Raw genomic sequence first — 18,204 nt, 5'->3', positions numbered from 1 at the left:
TAGATGTTACTTTGATCCGGAGTCCCGATCGGTGCTGACGGCACGCAAAATCAGCATCGCCACACCGGATTACCGGATCCATTGATTCAGGTATTCCTAATACTAGTCCCCCATTGCTGAGGGACTTAATTCCTATGACGGACAGCGGCAAAGCGCAGGTTCAGCCTGAGCTGTGTTCCTTAAGCGGGTTGTTCGAAAGCTGTACCAGCCTCGTCCAGGGACTGCCGCCGGACGGTGACTATGCGCTGCACAATGGTGACAAAACTTGCGGCGGCGAGCACAGCCAGGGTCGCCAGCAACACAGCCTGCGGAAGGCCGAGCCCGGTAAATCCGGTCACAACCAGTACTGACACCAGCCGCTCGGCACGTTCTGCAATCCCAACATTGGCGGTGAAACCCAAGGATTCAGCTTTTGCCCGCACATAGGAAACCACCATTCCGAGAACAAGGCAGATCAGGGCGCCAATGCCTATTGCCGTATTGGCCCCGCCCATAAAGAACCAGATGGCAAGTCCGGCGAACAGCGCGCCGTCGGCTATCCGGTCCAGGGTGGAGTCAAGGAAGTTTCCCCACCGGCCGCCCTTGTCCGCAATCCGGGCCATGATGCCGTCAACCACATCGGAGAAGATGAAGGCTGTGATGAAGATCGTCCCCCACCACAGCTGGCCGATGGGATAGAAAACGAGGGCTCCCACCACTACGCCGGCTGTGCCGAAGATGGTGACCGCGTCCGGCGATACTCCATGCTTCAGTAGCCAACGCGCCAGCGGGGTGAAAAGCCTGGTAAAGAAACTACGGGCGTGTCTGTTAAGCACCTTGGTCCTCCGGCCATGCCTCGGCAACCTGTTGGCGCACCTCGTCCAGCGTCTGCGTGATGGCTTTGGTCTGGGCGATGATCGGGAAGAAATTTCCGTCCCCGCCCCAGCGTGGGACTACATGCTGATGCAGGTGACCAGCGATGCCGGCACCGCCCACTACGCCTTGGTTCATGCCAAGGTTAAATCCTCCGGGGTTTGCCACTTTCCGCAGAACCCGCATGGCCGTTTGGGTCAGGGCGGAGAACTCGGCGGTTTCCTCTTCAGTCAGGTCTGTGTAGTCGGGCACATGCCTGTAGGGGCAAATCAGCAGGTGTCCGGGATTGTAGGGAAACAAGTTCAGGACCACATAGTTGCGCTTTCCCCGATACACGATCAGGGATTCCTCATCACTGCGCTTTGGTGCAACACAGAAGGGGCAGTCGTCCTGATTTTTGAACTGGTGCTGGCCGCCCTTGATGTAAGCCATCCGGTGCGGAGTCCAGAGGCGCTGGAACGCGTCCGGAACTCCGACCAGGCCGAAGTCGTCAGTCACCCCGGCGTCGCCGGAATAGTCCGCCTCCGCGCCTGTATTCTCCTGCACCCTCTACCCTTCCGGTTTCCGCTATCTGGTCCGGTCGCGGACGGCGTCGACAATGCGGCGGACGGCCTCAGCAACCGGCACCCCGTTATCCTGGCTGCCATCCCTGAACCGGAAGGATACGGCTCCGGCTTCAGCGTCTTCGCCGCCGGCAATCAGGACGAACGGGATCTTGTCCTTGCTTGCTGTGCGGATTTTCTTGGGGAACCGGTCTGAAGAGATGTCCACTTCGGCACGGATGCCAGCCGCCTTAAGCTGACCCACGACGTCGAACATGTAGTCATTGAACGCCTCCGCCACCGGGATGCCGACCACCTGCACGGGCGCCAGCCATGCCGGGAACGCTCCGGCGTAGTGCTCGGTCAAAACGCCCATGAAACGTTCAACCGAACCGAACAGGGCACGGTGGATCATCACGGGGCGCTGGCGTGTGCCGTCAGCGGCCTGGAACTCAAGTTCGAAGCGTTCGGGCAGGTTGAAGTCCAGCTGGATGGTGGACATCTGCCAGGTCCGGCCGAGGGCGTCCTTAGCCTGTACTGAGATCTTGGGGCCGTAGAACGCGGCTCCGCCCGGATCCGGAATAAGTTCCAGGCCCGAGGCCTCAGCTACTTCCGCCAGGGTCCGTGTGGCTTCTTCCCAAGCGGCGTCCTCTCCGACGAACTTGTCTTCGTTCTTTGTGGACAGCTCCAGGTAAAAGTCATCCAGGCCGTAATCCTTGAGGAGACCAAGCACGAAATTAAGCGTGGTGGTGAGCTCGTCTTTCATCTGCTCGCGGGTGCAGTAGATGTGGGCGTCGTCCTGTGTCATACCCCGCACACGGGTCAACCCGTGCACCACACCGGACTTTTCGTACCGATAGACCGAGCCGAATTCGAAGAGTCGCAGCGGCAGCTCGCGGTAGGATCGTCCGCGGGAACGGAAGATCAGGTTGTGCATCGGACAGTTCATCGGCTTCAGGTAATAGTCCTGGCCGGGCTTGCGCACGGTGCCGTCCTCGTTGAGTTCCGCGTCAATGTGCATCGCCGGGAACATGCCCTCCTTATACCAGTCCAGGTGGCCTGAGACTTCGTAGAGGTGCCCCTTGGTGATGTGCGGGGTGTAGACGAACTCGTAGCCGGCATCCACGTGGCGCTGGCGGGAGTAGTCCTCCATGGCCTTGCGGATGATGCCGCCCTTGGGGTGGAACACGGGCAGGCCTGAACCCAGCTCGTCGGGGAAGGAAAACAGGTCAAGCTCGGCGCCCAGCTTGCGGTGGTCGCGGCGCTCGGCCTCGGCGATGCGCTCCTGGTAGGCCTTAAGGGCATCCTTGGTTGGCCACGCCGTGCCGTAGATCCGCTGCAGCTGTTGGTTGTTCTGGTTGCCCAGCCAGTAGGCGGCCGATGACCGGGTCAGGGCGAAGGCGTTGGAGATGAGCTTGCTGTTTGGCAGGTGGGGACCGCGGCACAGGTCGCACCAGACGCTGTCACCGCTTTTGCGGTCAACGTTGTCGTAGATGGTGATGTCGCCGGCGCCGACCTCGACGCTAACGCCCTCGCCCGCGTCGGCGGCAGTGTTCTTCTTGCCCAGCAGTTCGAGCTTGTAAGGCTCATCCTTCATGGCTTCACGGGCCTCGTCCTCACTGACGACCCGCCGCACGAACTTCTGGTTCTGGTTGACGATCTTAAGCATCATTTTTTCAAGCTGACGCAGATCTTCGGGGGTAAAGGGCTCCTCGACGTCGAAGTCGAAGTAGAAACCGTCCGTGATGTAAGGGCCGATTCCGAGCTTGGCGTCCGGGCGAAGCTGCTGTACGGCCTGGGCCATGACGTGGGCTGTCGAGTGCCGGAGGACGTTTAGTCCGTCAGGAGAGTCAATTGTGACGCCTTCAACGACGGCGCCTTCCGGCAGGGCCTGATCCAGGTCCTTGAGTTCGCCGTCCACACGGGCTACAACGACGTCGCGGCGCTCAAAAAAGAGTTCCGCGCCGGTGGTCCCGGTAGTCACCTTGGTCTCTTCGCCATCGACGATGAGGGTGATCTGCTGGGCATCTGACACGGGTGTCTCCTATTCAATGTTAAGGCTTCGTAGCTTGTGGCGTACGGGGACCACAGCCAGCCTCGTCCATCGTATCGGTTTCTGGGCAGCCCCCGGCGCAGCCTCAGCTACCGAGCCCGGTGATGGCCAGGTTGCGGCCGATCCCGTCCAGAGGCCCGGCCTGGCCAAAGGTCATCTGATCCTCGTCGATGCTTGAAGAGGTGCTGTCCTGGTTCTGGTCCGGCGGTGGGAAGGGGAGGGTTTCGATCCTGCTGAGATCCCACGCCATACTGGCACTTAAACTGATCCCCCTGGGTCCTGTCCGGCGGGTGGTTCCCCGGATCAGGAGCAGGCGTGTTCCAAAGAGCAAAGGACCGGCCAATTCCTGTGCCTCGTGGAAAAAGACAGAATCCACGCAACCGGTGCCGTCGTCGATACTGATGAAAACGACACGACGCCCTCCCCTCATGGGTGGGGTTTGGGTGGCGATCCGGACTCCGGCCACCAGCACCTCAGTGCCGTTACGAAGGCCCAGCAGCTTGTCGGCGGTTGTCACTCCCAGCCGGTTCAGGAGTGGCCGATGGCTCTCCATCAGGTGCTCACTGACATCCACGGCCATCAGGTCAAGTTCTGCACGGACGTTCTCCACCATGGTGGGAGCCGGTTGCCCCCGCTGGAGATTGTTCAGTTCCACATCCCCTAAAGGCAGCGCCAGTTGCCCTTCAATGATGTCAACGCCCTTCTTGGTGGGACGGCTCTGAAGGTTTTGCAGATGAAGGACCAGGTCAGCACGGTTCGCATCGTTTCCGGATTCACGGTGAAGGGAATCAAAAGCACCAAGTTGGGCCAGCCGCTTGATGCCGGGCTTGGATAGGCGAGAGCGTGCCCGCAAATCCGCGAGGGAATCGTACGGTTGTCCGGCAACGATCCTCTTAAGCTCTGAGGCTGACAATCCGAAGATGCCCTTGAGGCTTAGCCGGATCCCCAGCTTTCCGGCATGCTCCCCCGACTCAACCCGTTCTACCCGGTATTCTGCTTTGCTCCTGTTGATGTCCAGGGGAAGGATCGGGATTCCCAACCGCCTGGCTTCTGCAACAAGAAGCCGCTTTGGGTACATGCCAGGATCATGTTCCCAGAGCCCGGCAAGGAATGCTTCCGGATGATGCGCTTTCAACCAGGCCGACTGGTAGGTGGGAACAGCAAAGGCAGCCCCGTGAGCCTTGCAGAAACCAAAGCTGGCAAAAGACTTCAGGGTTCCCCAGACCTTGTCGACCACTTCAGGGGAATAGCCTTTTGCTTTGGCCTCGCGACGGAAGAACTCCTCTACCTTGAATTCCAGGGCCTCATTCCCCAGTACACGGCGGAATTCGTCAGCCTTGGCAAGCCCGCACCCTGTCATCACGTCAAAAGTCTTCAGGATCTGCTCATGGAAAACAGTGACTCCGTGGGTTTCCTGTAGGACTGGCTTCAGATCCGGATGGGGGTAGACCTCCGGTGCGAACCCGTGGCGATGCTCCAGGAATGGCCTGACCATGTCAGATTTCATTGGTCCAGGGCGGAAAAGTGAGATGTCGATAATGAGGTCATTGAAATCCCGGGGGGCCATTTTGCCTACCAGTTCCCGCTGCCCCGGAGATTCGATCTGGAAGCAACCCAGCGTGTGGGTGCTGCGTATCAGTTCATAGGTTGGCTCATCGTCCAGGGGCACTGCGTTGAGGTCGATACGCCCGTCTTCGGAGATGTAGTCAGGACCTTCCCCGTCGTTGCCTGAAGGATGCGAACCCGCTGAAGTTACCTCTGCCTTGGAAGGATGAATCCGGATCACTTCCCGTACCGCAAAGGCCATAGCGCTTTGCATTCTGACGCCCAGGACATCAAGCTTCAACATCCCCATGGGATCCATGTCGTGTTTATCGAATTGGCTCATGGGCAATCCAAGTCCGCTGGGCTGGACAGGGGTCCGGTCCAAAAGGGTGGAATCCCCCAGGATCACTCCGCAGGGGTGCATGGAGATATGGCGCGGCAACCGGTCCAGGCGTTCGGTGAGGTCAACCAAAAGATCAAGCTGCTGGTTTTCAGAGAAATCCCGTTCAACACGGCCGGCGAACTCCCGCAGTTCCGGCTTCTCAGCAAGGGCTTCGCGGAATTTACGCGCGGAAAAGCGCCACAGCTGTTTCGCGATTTCGCCTATTTCACCGTCGTCCATTCCAAGTGCCATGCCTGCATCGCGGACGGCACCGCGAGCGCGGTATCCGTTTTGCATGCTCATCAGGGTGACCCGTTCAGCACCGAACCGCTCGAAAATCTTCCGGTAGACATTGTGCCTTTCGGCGCTTTCAACGTCGATGTCAATGTCGGGCAAGGTTGCCCTGTCGCCGGAAAGAAACCGTTCAAATACGAGGTCGTGCTGGAGGGGGTTCACCTGGCTGATATCAATGAGGAAGTTGACCAGGCTTGAAGCTCCGGAGCCCCTTGCTGCCGCCCTAACATTCATGTCCAGGATCATGCGGGAAACTTCGGCAACAGTGAGGAAGTAGGAGGCAAAGCCGAGGTTTCCGATGATCCTCAGCTCGTGCTCTAACCGGGAGCGCATTTCAGCTTCCTGCTTACCGGAGATCCCCGGGAAGCGGCGGCCTATTCCGGCCTCACAGCGTTGGGTCAGTTCAGCTAAGGGATCACCGGCAATGCCGATAACGGTAGTTTCAGGAACCACCGGTTGCTTCCAGCCCATGTCTGAGGAGGGATCCATCCGGCAGCGGTCCGCGAGCGCCTCCGTCTGGGCAAGCAGTCTTTTCAGGTCCGCTGTGCCGTATCCCGCTGACTGGATGATTTCTTTTGCCAGCTCCACCATTTGCTTCTCAGACTTGAGCCATCCCTGCCCTGTTGGTTGCAGAAGGGGGGCTGAGGATAGCTCTGGGAGAGATTTCAGCGTGCGGGCCGAATCAAGGACATCAGCTGTGGCAGCGCCGTCCTCTTCGCAGTACCTGACGGCGTTGGTCAAGACAGCCGGAACATGGTGTTCAGCGGCAAGTTTAAGCATGCGTACAGCATGTGCAGTGCTTAGTGGGGCTCCAGGGGCGCTTAGCTGTGACACCACTTCAGCAACGACAGTTCCTTGGGGCATAGCTTCCAGCCAACGCTTGAACAAGGTACGGGGAAGTAGGTATTTCCGTCCTCCCATTGACCGGCCGACGTCGGAATCAGGTCCGATGAGAACGGTCAGTACTGGTTTCAAGGTGTTTGGATCCAGTGTTCTGGAGGCCAACTCTTCCCGGGTCACGGCGACAGGGACCACTCCCCCTGCCTTGCCTGTTGTCCTGGCATGGGCGTCGGAGATGAGCCGGCAGAGGGCACGATATCCCGCTCCGTTATTGTGACCGTGGGCGAGGACCACAACCCGGCCGGATAGCTGGGTGCGGTGATCGCCGTCGTCGTCAAATACCGCGAGATCAACCCCCACTACCGGATCGAGGTTCGCAGCCATGCATGCCTTGAGGTGTTTGACTGTTCCATACAGCCCGTCCCTGTCGGTGCACGCCAACGCTGTTGCCCCGTCAGCCGCTGCAGCACCGGTAAGTTCTTCCGGCCAGGAGACTCCGTAATGGGCACTGAAGGCAGTGGAAACGTGAAGGTGGGTAAGGCTCATGCTGTTTTTGGTGCTGTCTTTGGCTGGAGGGCATCATGGATGCGCAGCAGCCTCCAGCGCCCGCTGCCAATATCCCGCGACAGGTCCAGTGTTAACGGTTCCTGCGAAGCACCCGGAACACGCTCATCTTCAGCTTTGACCTGAACACGCCAAATTTCATGGTCAACCAGCCCCTTGCCTGCGCCCAAGGGTGCCCTTTTTTCCTCGGCCCACCATTGGCGCCGTTCAAACCAGCGCACAGGTTCTGCACACACGGTGTACCGGCGGCCAGCCCAGAGAAGGTTTAAGGGCTGGCCTCCAGGGGCACATTCCACCTCTACGCCCTCACTGAATATCCCCACGGGTGCCTCCGAGCAACTTCCTTGCAACTGCCTTCTTCGAATATATCTTCGAATAATCTCAGTCTACGCCCGGGGCATGACAAAACATAGGTCGGGGGTGGACGGAAGGGGAAGCAGAGAGCAGGATGGAGCCATGAGTTCCAATGAAGCACTCCTGAGAAACGCCAGCATCGCCGCCAAAAATTCACATTTGGTGGCGACTTTCGATATTGACGGCAATATTCCGTCCTCGGGCGCCTACGTCGTGGGGCTTGTGGCGTCCACTCCTGACTTTTCACATCAACGAAGGCTTGGCATCGAGTTCATGAACGGCGAGGCCGTTTCGTTCTATGCCTTCAACCATGACGGCACCGAAGAGAACTTCGACCTCGAGGGCGTGGAGCATTCAGGCAGCACCATTACCGGGCATTTTCCGCTGAGCACCATATTGGGTCTCGGCAAGGGGCACTTGATATCAGCCTTCAGCGAAGCCGACGGGCGGGATTTCCAGGCAGGCGTTCAGGTCCAGGAATCACTCTGAAGCTGAATCAGTCGTTGTCCTTCTGGACTTTGAGTTCCAGTTCGATGAATTCGGAGATCATGGTCCGATAGGTCGTTTCCACCAGGCCGGGATCTATGCCCTTCTTTTCGGCTGCGGACCGGACGTGCTCGATGATGCGCTCCACCCGGCCCGGGGCGCGTACTTCTGCGCTGTCCCCCTTGAGCGTCCCGGCTATGCGGATCAGCCGCTCGCGGCGGGCGATGAGGCTGACGATCTGCTCGTCCACTTCGTCAACGGCCACACGCACCGCGGCGAGCTGTTCCTTGTCGGCCTGGGCGTTCTTGTCGAGTCCGTGATCTGTGGGCATGTGACTGACAGTATCTAACCTTGCAACCCGAGTCGACTTCATCTCCCTTGGCGTTCGCAGAGTAGGGGTTTACGACAGACTGGCAAGGACTGATCCGCGTGTCTTGGGATTCAGGACCATCAGGACACACATAGGGTCGATACATGGACAAGGAACCTACCGGCGAGCTGGAAGGGCAGACGTCTATCAACGAGCTGCTCGACGAACCGGTCGGCCTTACCCATATCCAGTTGGCACTGCCCCTTCACGTCCAATTTTCGGCGGGGAAATTCGTACGCCTTTAAGGAGGAGCAGGTGTGGAGCGCTACAGAAGACACTCTGTGAGGAAAGGCTCGGGTAACTCTCGCTCAAGTCACTGCCTGCGATGCAGCCGGTCGTGTTTTCCTCGTCCTTTGAACCCGGCAGTCGGCTGGCTGCCATGCGGCTCTTTCAGCAGCCGCAGGACCGGCGGATTATGAGCTCTGTGGCCAGGAGCTGGGCCTTGCCTTCTGAATCGTCGGAAGAGAGGGCCGCCCGGACGGCAGCTTCGGCGATCAGGTTGATGGATTGCCTGACTGTGGTGAGCGGAGGCCAGCTGAATTCAGATTCGGAGGTTCCATCGAACGAGACGACGGCGATGTCGTCCGGTATGGACAGGTCGGCCTCGTGGAGGGCGAGCAATGCGCCAACCGCCAGCAGGTCGGAGCTCGCAAAGATTGCCGTGGGCCGCTTGGGTCGTTCCAGCAGCCGGCGGGTGGCCTCGTAGCCGCCTTGCCGGGTGAAGTCAGTGAATTCCACTGGCCCCTCGGTTAGGCCTGCGTCCCGGAGCGCCGTCTTCCAGCCGTTGTGTCGCGGATCCACGCGGGAGGGGTCAATGTCCCTGCCCACCAAAATGGCGATGTCCCGGTGTCCGTGGCCGATGAGGTGCTGCACACCTGCGACAGCTCCTTGTTCAAAATCAGTACTGACCGTGGGTACGCCGTGTACAGTGCTCGATTGGTCAATCAGCACCCGGGGAATCCCCTGGACCGGCATGGCCGCGACTTCGCTAGGGCTGAGCACTGTGGCGAGGATGATCGCGTCCACCTGCCGCGACACGAGGCTGAGAGTGTTTTGCCGCTCGGTTTCGGCGTCCGTGCGGGAGTTGGCTGCCAGGAGTGCGTAACCACGGGCGGCAGCTACCTGCGCAATAGCGTCAGTGAGCTCCGCGAAGTAAGGGTTGGTGCTGTCGGGAACAATCATGCCCAGCAGCCGTGCAGAACCCATAGTCAAGGCCCGGGCCGTTGCATTGGGCTGGTACTGGAGTACTTTGATGGCTTCACGTACCCGCGCCGCGGTTGCTGCAGCCACCGGCTTTGGGCCACCGTTGATGACGTAGCTGACAACTGCCGTACTCACCCCCGCGTAGCGGGCCACGTCGGTTCGCGTTACTTTTCCGGATCCGGGCTGAACCTGCAGACCTGCCACGAAGACCACCTTCCACTTCCTTGTAACAACATTCTACCCGGGTTGATTTCGGAATTGCGACACCATTCCTCGTGTCTCAAGGCCAGTTAATGATGCTTGCGTGATCAGTTCTACCCGCGTAGACTCAGATTTGAGCCAACGAGTAGTGATCCTCCTCACGTTCCCCGCCTGACGATATCCAGGCATTCTCAACGCTTCCAGAAAAATTTCTCATCCTCCTAAGGAATCAATGATGATGACCAATCCAAAGCCTCACAGCGGGGCGCGGATCCTCACCGCGGTTGCCGCTGTCTCCATCGCCACGCTGACGCTCACCGGCTGCGGCGGCTCCGGAGCGGGCAGCACCGGTTCCGCCGTCGAGGCGGGCTCCGGCGAGGGCACGATCAATGTCTGGGCTGTCGACGGTCAGGCGGCCGAGAACGACGCGCTGAAAAAGATCATCTCGAACTTCGAGAGTTCGCAGGGCAAGATCAAAGTCAATCTCAAGCTCTTCCCCTCCGACCAATACACAAAGGCCGTGAATTCTGCTGCGCCGGGTGATTTGCCTGATGTTCTGGACTTCGACGGGCCAACGTTGGCCAGCTTCGTCTACAACGGCAAGATGGCCCCGTTGAAGGGCTCTGTCTCCGAAGCGACGCTCTCGAACCAGACCGACTCCATCAAGGGGCAGAACACGGTCGATGATGCTGTGTACGGCGTTGGCATGATGAACGCCGGCCTTGCCCTCTGGGGCAACAAGAAACTCCTTGACACCGCAGGTGTTGCCTACCCGACCACGCCGGAAAAGGCTTGGACGGCTGAGGAGTTCACAGGCGTCCTGGACAAACTCGCCGCTGTGGTCCCGGGGGGGAAACCGCTGGACCTTTCAGAGCAGTACGGATTTGCCGGTGAATGGGGAACCTGCTGCTCGGCCGGGCCAGTCATCTGGTCCGGCGGCGGCACCATGCTTAAGGACAACAAGGCATCCGGAGCGCTGGATTCAGACGCCAACGTCAAATCCCTGACAACGTTCGCCAGCTGGAAGAAGTACACCGATCCCAACGCTGACGGACTGGCATTCACCAGCGGACGCGTCGCATTGAGCTGGGTCGGGCACTGGACCTACCCGACATACAAGGCGCTGGGCAGCGACCTGATCTCCATTCCCTTGCCTGACTTTGGCACGGGCACCAAGACGGCCTCCGGCACCTTCGCCTGGGGTCTGGGAGCAGGTTCGAAGAACGGTGCAGCGGCCGGAAAATTCCTGGACTTTCTGATGATGGATGAAAGCGTACAAACCTACACCGAGGCCAATGGTGCCCCTCCCGCAACGAAGACAGCACTGGCCGCATCCAGCCTCTACGGCCCCGGCAAGCAACTGCAGCTCCTGGGGGATCAGCTGAGTAAGGCCTGCGGCACGGAGGAGCAGATCAACGACACCTGCGTCAGCGTCACCAGGCCGGTGAGTGCGGGCTACCCGATCATCACCGATCAGGTCGGCAAAGCTGAAGCAGCCATTTACGCAGGCAAAGACGCGAAAGAGGCCCTGAGCGCTGCCGCCCGTGCCATAGACCAGAACTTCGCCGACAACGACGGATACAAGAAGTAAAGCCCAATCAGGAGACCGGACGCCGGCCAGAACCGGCGTCGGGATGCCCCCGGACTTGACCCGAGCGAAAGCCTCATCATGACGACGCAAACACAAACTCAGCGGCCCCCAACCAGCACTTTGCCTGCCCGGCGGCGATCGTCCACCGGCCTTGGCGGGCATCGGTTCGCGGGCCCGATCTTCGCCAGCCCCGCCCTGCTCGGACTCGCTATCTTCCTGGTTGCACCCTTCGTGCTCGCACTCGTACTGTCCTTCTACCGGGTGCAGCTGAACAGCCCTCGTCCCGCACGTTTCGTCGGATTCGAACAGTACACGCGCTTGTTCACCGACCCTGACCTTGCTGCAGCCTTTGGGCACGCGCTCTTGAACAACTTCACTTTTGCCCTCATCGTCGTACCCGTCCAGACCGTACTCGCCCTGGCCCTGGCCGTGCTCGTCAACCGCAAGCTGCGCGGCATGGTGATCTTCCGGACCTTCATCTTCATGCCTCTGGTGTTCCCGCTGGCCCTGACAGCGGTGGTCTGGCGCCTCATCTACTCTCGGGGTGACCAGGGACTCCTCAACGCCATTCTCGGGTTCTTGAGCGGAGGCACCTTGACCAGCCACGACTGGCTCGGTGATCCTGCCACGGCGATGGGGTCCATCATTGTTATGTCGATCTGGCAAAGCGTGAGCTTCCAGATGATCATCGTTCTGGCTGCGCTGCAGAGCGTACCGACCGAACTCTACGAGGCCGCGTCGCTGGACAGGGCGAGCAAATGGGATCAATTCCTGAACGTCACAGTCCCCGGCATCAGAAACACGCTGATCTTCGTTGCACTCATCACCACAATCTTCTCCTTCCGGCTCTTCGACCAGGTGTATCTCCTGAGCCGATCCGGGAGCGTGGACCGCGGGTCGACCGAGACCGTAATGACCCAAATCATTAACACTGGGTTCGACAACAACAACGTGGGTCAGGCAGCTGCCATGACGGTCATATTCATGCTGATCATCACCCTGATCGCAATCATTCAACGCGCCGCGGCGCGACAGCGAGGAGGCGTCTGATGACGATGTCCAGGACCCTGAACTCAGCACGACGGGGCGGAAGCATGAAACGCACACGCCGTTGGCAGACCGCACTCCACTACCTGATATTGACTGTGGTTTCGCTGTTCTTCTTCCTGCCCGTCTACTACCTCATCGTGGGAAGCTTCCGCCCGTCCGAGGAGGTCCTCAGCGGCCTCAGCGGGTTCATTCCTACAAACATGTCCTTCGACAACTACACAGGCGTATTCGACCACCTCGGTTCAGAGGCCACCGGATACTTCGGGCAGTTCGCGGCCGTCTCTGTCATCGTCACCACCGCGGTCGTCGCCGGCAGCCTCCTGGTGAATTCCATGGCGGCCTACTCCTTCGCCCGAATGCAATGGCGGGGTAAGAAGATCGTCTTCCTCCTGGTGATTGTTCTGACGATCATCCCATTCGAAGCGGTCGCCCTGCCCCTGTACTTCATGTTCTCCGGTCAGCGGGACACCATCTACATCCAGGCGATTCCGTTCATTGCCAACGCATTCTCGATCTTCCTGTTCTACACCTTCTTCCTCGACGTTCCGGGCGAGATCGAGGAGGCTGCCCGTCTTGACGGTGCCGGACCATTCCGGACGTTCTTTCAGGTCGTGGTGCCCATCACCAAGCCTGCATTCGCCACGGTCGCCATTCTTACCTTCCTTGCCCAGTGGGGCTCCTACCTGTGGCCGGTCCTCATGGTCTCCGATCCCACCGTCCGGCCGCTCCCGCTGGCGATCAGCATCTTCCAAAACCAGCAGCCACCGGAGTGGGGCCAGGTACTGGCCTTCGGAACCATGTTCATCGTCCCGGTCCTGGCCGTCTTCCTGATCTTCCAGCGCTGGTTCGTCGCCAGCATCAGCAGCTCCGCAGTCAAGGGCTGACACCACCACGGCTACCGAGAGCGCAGCCACCAACAGAAAAGGCATATTCACATTGGTTTTCAGTCTCAAGGACTCATGGGTGTGGGACTTCTGGCTTGCCGACGACGGCTCCACCTTCCACATGTACTATCTCCACGCTCCCAAAAGTCTGGGCGACCCGGCGCTCCGGCACCGCAACGCCCGCATCGGGCACGCCATCTCCCAGGATCTGATCACTTGGGTCTCGTACGGCGTCGTCCTTCAGCCCGATAGCCCAGACGCCTTTGATGCAACCGCCACCTGGACCGGAAGCGTCCTCAAAGGCCCCGACGGCATCTGGCGGATGTTCTATACCGGTGCCCGGTTCTACGAAACGCACAACATCGAATCCATCGGTGTCGCAACCTCCCCCGACCTCCACACCTGGACCAAGCAACCGGCCGTCGTAATCGAACCAGACGCACGCTGGTACGAAAAATACGGCGATTCAACCTGGCCGGAAGAAGCCTGGCGGGACCCTTGGGTGTTCGCTGACCCGGCAGGTGACGGATGGCACATGCTGATCACCGCGCGGGCAAACAACGGCGACGTCGACGACCGCGGAGTCATTGGGCACGCCGTATCGCCGGACCTGGAGAAGTGGGAGGTCAGGCCTCCGCTGAGCCGGCCCGGTGCCGGCTTCGGACATCTGGAAGTCCCCCAGATCACCATTATGGGAGACCGAGCCGTGCTGTTGTTCTCCTGCGGCGTGGACACGCTCGCGGCCAAGAAGGCAGAAGGATTCGACGGCGGCGGAATCTGGAGCCTGGAAACGGACCATACGAACGGACCCTTCAACGTCGCGTCAGCGGCCATAGTCACCACTGCACCGCTCTATAGCGGCCGCCTCATCCAAAACCGGGCTGGCCAATGGGTGATGATGGCCTGCCACGACGCCAGCGACGGCTCCTTCGATGGGATCGTGTCCGATCCCCTACCGGTCCGCTGGGACTCGGAACGCGGTGGCCTGACCACCGTGACAATACAAACCAAAGCATGAGGAGTTCCATGCCAACCGATAGCCAGGGCGCCATCCTGCAGCTGACCGCTGCCGGAGTGACGGTGCTGATAGACGCCACCGACGGCCAACTGCCGGCCATCATCCACTGGGGACCCGCACTTCCGGCTTTGACAGCAGGGGAGGCCGACACCCTGGCTGATGCCAGCATCCCCGTGAACGGTTCCGGCACCCTGGACCTGCCGCCCCGGCCGGGCTTGCTGCCCGGGCAACACAGCGGCTGGACCGGACGCCCCGGATTGCGGGGCTCCTTCGACGGCACCGGGTGGTCCCCCAGGTTCCGCACCCACTCACTGACCCTGAACGGTGCACCTGTTGAGGGATTCACCTCCTCCGGCGCCGGTCTTCTCCAAGTCACAGCCCTCGAGGACGCCGGGCGGCTGCGCCTGGACCTGACGCTGGAACTGCTGCCGAGCGGTCTCCTGCGGAGCCGCGCCCAACTGACCAACCTGTGCGAGACGACGTATTCCCTCGAGGATTTCGCCCTGTCCTTTCCGATTCCAGCGGAGGCCTCGGAGTTGCTGGACTTCGCCGGCAGCCACAACTCCGAACGGATTCCCCAGCGCGGTACGCTACGGACCGGCACGCACCTCCGCGAAAACCGCAAAGGCCGTACAGGGGCCGACAGCGCCTACATCCTGCATGCGGGAACCCCCGGATTCGGATTCGGGAACGGAGAGGTCTGGGCAGTCCATACTGCCTGGAGCGGAAACCATCAGCACTACGCTGAACGCGTCTTCACCGGCGAGCAGCTGCTTGGCGCTGGTGAACTGCTGCTGCCCGGCGAAATCCGTCTGAGCCGGGATGAAAACTATGCAAGTCCCTGGATCTACGCCTCCTACGGGACGGGTCTCGACGAGGTGGCACGCCGCTTCCACACGCACGTGCGCAGCCGCACGCCGCAGGTTTCTGCCCAGCGGCCGGTTACTCTCAATGTGTGGGAAGCCGTCTACTTCGGGCACGACGAGAACAAGCTCATTGACCTCGCCCAGCGAGCGGCCGCCCTCGGAGTCGAACGGTACGTGCTCGACGACGGCTGGTTCGGTTCGCGCCGCGACGACACCTCAGGGTTGGGTGACTGGGTGGTATCCCCGGATGTGTGGCCGACCGGACTGCACCCCTTGGTGGACTCCGTGCACGCTCTTGGCATGCAGTTCGGCCTGTGGTTCGAACCCGAGATGGTCAACCCCGACAGCGACGTAGCCCGTGCACATCCGGAATGGATCATGGCCGCCCGCGCCGAATGGCCCGTGGAATCACGCAACCAGCAGGTCCTCAACCTCGGCATCCCCGAGGCCTACGAACACGTCAAAAAGCAGATCCTGGCGATCCTCGCCGAATACCCGATCGACTACATTAAGTGGGACCACAACCGCGACCTGATCGAGGCGGGCAACCAGCTCGAAGCAGGACGCCCCGGCGTTCACGCGCAGACCCTGGCGTTTTACGCCCTGCTGGAGGAAATCCGGTCTGTGCACCCGGGCCTGGAGATCGAATCATGCTCATCGGGCGGCGCCCGTGCTGACCTGGGCGTCCTGGAACACACGGACCGGGTCTGGGTATCGGACAATAACGACCCCCACGACCGGCAGAACATGCTGTGCTGGACCACGCAACTGTTGCCGCCGGAGTACATGGGCTCCCACATCGCTTCGGGGCGCTCGCACACCACAGGGCGTCAGCATGACCTGGCCTTCCGGGCGGGCACAGCGATCTTCGGGCACCTCGGCGTCGAGTGGGACCTTGCCATGGCTACTGCCGAGGAGATTTCAGCCCTCCGCCGATGGATCGCGTTCTATAAGCAGGAACGCGGCCTCCTGCTGACAGGGGATGTCGTCCGGATGGACGGCCCTGATTCGAACGTTCTGGTTCACGGCGTCGTCAGCAGGGACCGTTCGCGAGCGATCTTCGCCGTCGCGGCGCTCGACAGCCTGTACCCGGATCCGGCTGGTCGCCTGAAGCTCCGCGGACTCGACGCGGACGCAGCGTACCGGGTGGAACCGGTCTTTCCCGGGACCACACCCTCCGGGTTGCTGCCGCCCGGATGGTGGGGCCAGCCAACAGTCGGCGGCAAGGCGATTGAACCCATCTCCCTCCGCAGAACTGCCCAGGATGATGTGATCTTCCCCGGAGCGAAATTCCCAGGCAGCGTCCTGGCGAGGGTCGGCGTCGCGTCTCCCAGAGTGCATCCCGACCAAGTGGTCCTCTACCGCATCACCAAGGTTCGAGCACTACCTGCTGTACGAGGATGAAAAACGCCCGGGGATTCAGAATGGGACCAAAGGGCATCTCAACGTTGCGGAGAACCGGTGCGAAATCGTAATCGGGCAGCGCCAGGCAAGCTTCCAGAGCTTCCTTCGCCATGTTCATGGAGGACGCGTCCCACGAATCGTATTCGGGCCTAACAACATCACCAATCGCCTGTGACAGCTGCACGTTATCTGACACGTCAATGTCCATTAGCGCATCCCATTCGGCCTCGCTCAAGATCGAATAATCGAAACTTTTGACCAGCGAAACAAGGTAACTTTCGTAGTTTTTATTTTTCATGAGTGGTCAGAACTCTATCGCCCAGGTTGGAGGCCCCGCATAAACTTGGGATTGTTCACGTAGCGATCGCGGTTTGCGGGGCATGCGTGCGTCAGAACGGAGAGCGCCATGCTCAAGATGCTCATGTGCAAACTCAATTTGCGCCACGCCTGGCACATAGAATCTTCAGAGGATGGCAGCGGCCGCTATAGGCGGTGCACTCGTTGCGGTAAGTACGACCGCGACAGCGATGGTAGTGGCTTTATGCACTGAGCCAGACGTCGACGGCGGCGCGAGAGATCTCCCGGCTGGCATTCGCCATACTGGTTCTATGCACGCAACGACGACGGTGTTGGTTGAGGGCGAGAGTGACCGGGTGGCTGTAGAGACTCTTGCGCTACGCCTTGGCCATGACCTGACGGCCGAGCGGGTGACCGTCGTGCCGATGGGAGGCGCCACCAGCATCGTCCACTTCCTCGACCGCCACCCGGACGCCCCAGGGAACCGGTTGCTTGGTCTGTGTGATGCCGGGGAGGCTCGTGGCGTCGCCCGCGCGCTCGAACGGGCACGTATTGGTTCCGGTTCGCTGGCCGAGCTTGGGTTCCAGGTCTGTGATGTTGATCTGGAGGACGAACTCATCCGCTGCCTCGGGATCGACGCCGTACTCAACGTCATCGAGGCTCAAGGTGAGCTCGCATCGTTCCGGATCCTCCAACGCCAGCCTTCACAGCGCGAGCGTCCCGTAACGGCGCAGCTGCGCCGGTTCTTTGGAGGACGCAGCGGCAACAAGGCCCGATACGCGCGACTGCTCGTCGACGCACTGCCAGCTGGACAAGCACCCCCGCCGCTCGCCCGCCTCGTCGCATCGTTCTCCCCTGCCGCGCCTCCGCAGGGACATCACACTTAGTCGAGCACGAGGATGACCTTCCCGCCCTCGTAAAAGCCCTCTCCATCGGCCTGGGTCATTGCACCGTTGTTCTCAACCAAGTAGGTCAGGACATGCCCCAAGGCCGCGTAGCCATCGTCGTCAATGTCGAAGACCGGCAGCCGTGCCGAAACGATGAACCGGGTCTTCCGGAGATGTTTCTCCACCCTTCTTCGATTCCAACCCTTGGGCACATCCTCGAGCAACTCTATGAACTCGACGATTTCTTCGCGCATGAGAGACTCGTCCCCCTCGTCACGATTGACTTCGAACAGGATCGACGCCTTGTTCTCTTTGTAGACGACGCCAACCTGCTCCCAGTCGCCGTCGTCGACGTCCGGATTGCTGATCTCGGGATCGAGCGTGAGACTGGCTCCACGTTCCGCGGAGTATGCGAGGACCGGCCCCAGCGGAGGAGGGTCGCCATGGGTACAAAACGCTCTGACGTAGTAGCTCACGGTCACGACGTTACCGCCCGGTCAAGCGAGATGACATCATCCCTT

The 18,204-nt window shown here is 60.5% G+C and carries 17 protein-coding genes; 8 read left to right on the top strand and 9 right to left on the bottom strand.

Going from position 1 to position 18,204, the window contains the following annotated elements; translation table 11 throughout:
- Window positions 1–179: 179 nt before the first annotated feature.
- From pgsA to MU551_RS00320, 5 genes are all read right to left on the bottom strand, one after another.
- Window positions 180–815, bottom strand: a complete 636-nt coding sequence (gene pgsA, locus MU551_RS00340) for a phosphatidylinositol phosphate synthase (RefSeq protein WP_247040153.1) — start codon at window positions 813–815, stop codon at window positions 180–182.
- A complete protein-coding gene (locus MU551_RS00335) occupies window positions 808–1,398 on the bottom strand; it encodes an HIT family protein (RefSeq protein WP_247040152.1) in 591 nt (196 codons plus the stop codon). Before MU551_RS00335 ends, pgsA begins: the two co-directional genes overlap by 8 nt.
- A 21-nt stretch (window positions 1,399–1,419) precedes the next feature.
- Window positions 1,420–3,429, bottom strand: a complete 2,010-nt coding sequence (gene thrS, locus MU551_RS00330) for a threonine--tRNA ligase (protein ID WP_247040151.1) — start codon at window positions 3,427–3,429, stop codon at window positions 1,420–1,422.
- Between the two features lie 103 nt (window positions 3,430–3,532).
- Window positions 3,533–7,054, bottom strand: a complete 3,522-nt coding sequence (locus MU551_RS00325; RefSeq protein WP_247040150.1) for a DNA polymerase III subunit alpha — start codon at window positions 7,052–7,054, stop codon at window positions 3,533–3,535.
- On the bottom strand, window positions 7,051–7,395 hold the full coding sequence (locus MU551_RS00320; RefSeq protein WP_247040149.1) for a DUF6504 family protein: 345 nt from the start codon (window positions 7,393–7,395) through the stop codon (window positions 7,051–7,053). The genes MU551_RS00325 and MU551_RS00320 overlap by 4 nt, the downstream gene beginning before the upstream one ends.
- Before the next feature lie 133 nt (window positions 7,396–7,528).
- On the opposite strand from MU551_RS00320, the gene MU551_RS00315 reads away from it, so the two are divergent.
- Window positions 7,529–7,915 (top strand): hypothetical protein, encoded by a 387-nt coding sequence (locus MU551_RS00315; RefSeq protein ID WP_247040148.1) that lies wholly within the window; start codon window positions 7,529–7,531, stop codon window positions 7,913–7,915.
- Between the two features lie 7 nt (window positions 7,916–7,922).
- Here the strand turns inward: MU551_RS00315 and MU551_RS00310 are convergent, their stop codons facing one another.
- Window positions 7,923–8,243 carry a chorismate mutase gene (locus tag MU551_RS00310; RefSeq protein ID WP_247040147.1) on the bottom strand — a complete coding sequence of 107 codons (321 nt, stop codon included), beginning with the start codon at window positions 8,241–8,243 and terminating at the stop codon, window positions 7,923–7,925.
- Between the two features lie 143 nt (window positions 8,244–8,386).
- Between MU551_RS00310 and MU551_RS00305 the strand changes: the two genes are divergently transcribed.
- Entirely contained in the window at window positions 8,387–8,527 is a 141-nt protein-coding gene (locus MU551_RS00305; RefSeq protein ID WP_247040146.1) for a hypothetical protein, read from the top strand.
- Between the two features lie 145 nt (window positions 8,528–8,672).
- Here the strand turns inward: MU551_RS00305 and MU551_RS00300 are convergent, their stop codons facing one another.
- Window positions 8,673–9,689, bottom strand: a complete 1,017-nt coding sequence (locus MU551_RS00300) for a LacI family DNA-binding transcriptional regulator (RefSeq protein ID WP_308198278.1) — start codon at window positions 9,687–9,689, stop codon at window positions 8,673–8,675.
- A gap of 232 nt (window positions 9,690–9,921) precedes the next feature.
- Between MU551_RS00300 and MU551_RS00295 the strand changes: the two genes are divergently transcribed.
- The 5 genes from MU551_RS00295 (at window position 9,922) to MU551_RS00275 (ending at window position 16,499) form a co-directional block, all read left to right on the top strand.
- The gene (locus tag MU551_RS00295) at window positions 9,922–11,277 is read left to right on the top strand and encodes an extracellular solute-binding protein (RefSeq protein ID WP_247040144.1); all 1,356 of its coding nucleotides are present in this window, start codon (window positions 9,922–9,924) and stop codon (window positions 11,275–11,277) included.
- Between the two features lie 78 nt (window positions 11,278–11,355).
- The gene (locus MU551_RS00290) at window positions 11,356–12,327 is read left to right on the top strand and encodes a carbohydrate ABC transporter permease (RefSeq protein WP_247040143.1); all 972 of its coding nucleotides are present in this window, start codon (window positions 11,356–11,358) and stop codon (window positions 12,325–12,327) included.
- Window positions 12,327–13,211 carry a carbohydrate ABC transporter permease gene (locus MU551_RS00285; RefSeq protein WP_247040142.1) on the top strand — a complete coding sequence of 295 codons (885 nt, stop codon included), beginning with the start codon at window positions 12,327–12,329 and terminating at the stop codon, window positions 13,209–13,211. Before MU551_RS00290 ends, MU551_RS00285 begins: the two co-directional genes overlap by 1 nt.
- Window positions 13,212–13,263: 52 nt before the next feature.
- The gene (locus MU551_RS00280) at window positions 13,264–14,229 is read left to right on the top strand and encodes a glycoside hydrolase family protein (protein WP_247040141.1); all 966 of its coding nucleotides are present in this window, start codon (window positions 13,264–13,266) and stop codon (window positions 14,227–14,229) included.
- Window positions 14,230–14,237: 8 nt separating this feature from the next.
- The gene (locus MU551_RS00275) at window positions 14,238–16,499 is read left to right on the top strand and encodes an alpha-galactosidase (protein ID WP_247040140.1); all 2,262 of its coding nucleotides are present in this window, start codon (window positions 14,238–14,240) and stop codon (window positions 16,497–16,499) included.
- Here the strand turns inward: MU551_RS00275 and MU551_RS00270 are convergent.
- Window positions 16,462–16,797 carry a hypothetical protein gene (locus MU551_RS00270; RefSeq protein WP_247040139.1) on the bottom strand — a complete coding sequence of 112 codons (336 nt, stop codon included), beginning with the start codon at window positions 16,795–16,797 and terminating at the stop codon, window positions 16,462–16,464. The two genes, MU551_RS00275 and MU551_RS00270, sit on opposite strands and share 38 nt — an antisense overlap.
- A gap of 310 nt (window positions 16,798–17,107) precedes the next feature.
- On the opposite strand from MU551_RS00270, the gene MU551_RS00265 reads away from it, so the two are divergent.
- The gene (locus tag MU551_RS00265) at window positions 17,108–17,683 is read left to right on the top strand and encodes a TOPRIM nucleotidyl transferase/hydrolase domain-containing protein (protein ID WP_247040138.1); all 576 of its coding nucleotides are present in this window, start codon (window positions 17,108–17,110) and stop codon (window positions 17,681–17,683) included.
- On the opposite strand, the gene MU551_RS00260 is transcribed toward MU551_RS00265, so the two are convergent.
- Entirely contained in the window at window positions 17,680–18,159 is a 480-nt protein-coding gene (locus MU551_RS00260) for a hypothetical protein (RefSeq protein ID WP_247040137.1), read from the bottom strand. The genes MU551_RS00265 and MU551_RS00260 overlap by 4 nt on opposite strands.
- Window positions 18,160–18,204 lie beyond the last annotated feature (45 nt).

This window comes from Arthrobacter rhizosphaerae (assembly GCF_023062595.1).
In the GTDB taxonomy this organism is placed as follows: domain Bacteria; phylum Actinomycetota; class Actinomycetes; order Actinomycetales; family Micrococcaceae; genus Arthrobacter; species Arthrobacter rhizosphaerae.
The sequence above is the reverse complement of the archived record's forward strand: the minus strand, read 5'-3'. Positions and strand labels throughout refer to the sequence as shown.